Source organism: Lacticaseibacillus zeae DSM 20178 = KCTC 3804 (genome assembly GCF_000260435.1).
In the GTDB taxonomy this organism is placed as follows: domain Bacteria; phylum Bacillota; class Bacilli; order Lactobacillales; family Lactobacillaceae; genus Lacticaseibacillus; species Lacticaseibacillus zeae.
This window is the reverse complement of record NZ_BACQ01000094.1, coordinates 1-580: the sequence shown is the minus strand read 5'-3', so window position 1 is coordinate 580 and position 580 is coordinate 1. Positions and strand designations below refer to the sequence as shown.

Genomic DNA, 580 nt, shown 5'->3' with positions numbered 1-580 from the left:
GAAGAAGGATGATTCGGATGAGTAAAATCATGGCCTCCTTTCTGGTATTCATCGATACGATCGGTGTCGCCATCGCTTTGTTAGGTGGCAATATGATGTTGTGTCTCCTGATGGGCATTATGACCATTATTTTGTATGTTAAAGTGAATCCAATCTTATTTGGCGACTATGACCGTCGACGTGAAGAACGCATTGAGCAGCGGCGGAAAGCCTTGACGGCACGACGGGAGAACGACAAATAAGAACCGTAAATAAATAGGCGCCTTGATCGCGGGATGTTAAGGTCTCGCAATCAAGGCGCCTATTCGTGATAAGAGGTCGACAACGTTAACTTATTTTTCAACTGCCTGAAGCTTTTGATTGTCATCAAGCTGTGAAATGCCCATTTTGTGATAGCGTTGTAGCAAGATCATCGTGATCCAGAGCAACAACAATGAGCCAAGTGCGAAGGCGATGATGACGATGTAACCCAAGGTAACCGTGTTGGACGCAATGCCACTCGTAATCGCATTCCGGAAGTTCATAATCGAATACGACATCGGTAAGAATGGGTGAATGATGTTATAAAACTGGTTGGTAA

At 44.7% G+C, this 580-nt stretch carries 2 protein-coding genes; one reads left to right on the top strand and one right to left on the bottom strand.

From position 1 onward, the window contains the following. Positions 1-17 precede the first annotated feature (17 nt). A complete protein-coding gene (locus tag GSO_RS15310) occupies positions 18-242 on the top strand; it encodes a hypothetical protein (RefSeq protein WP_003597463.1) in 225 nt (74 codons plus the stop codon). Positions 243-332: 90 nt separating this feature from the next. Here the strand turns inward: GSO_RS15310 and GSO_RS16180 are convergent. Continuing rightward, positions 333-580: ABC-2 transporter permease (locus GSO_RS16180; protein ID WP_010493926.1), on the bottom strand; the 248-nt coding region annotated here is incomplete at its 5' end.

Excerpts from the sequence above, each read along its gene's own strand:
- GSO_RS15310 (WP_003597463.1), top strand. The coding sequence starts at position 18 with ATGAGTAAAATCATGGCCTCCTTTCTGGTATTCATCGATACGATCGGT.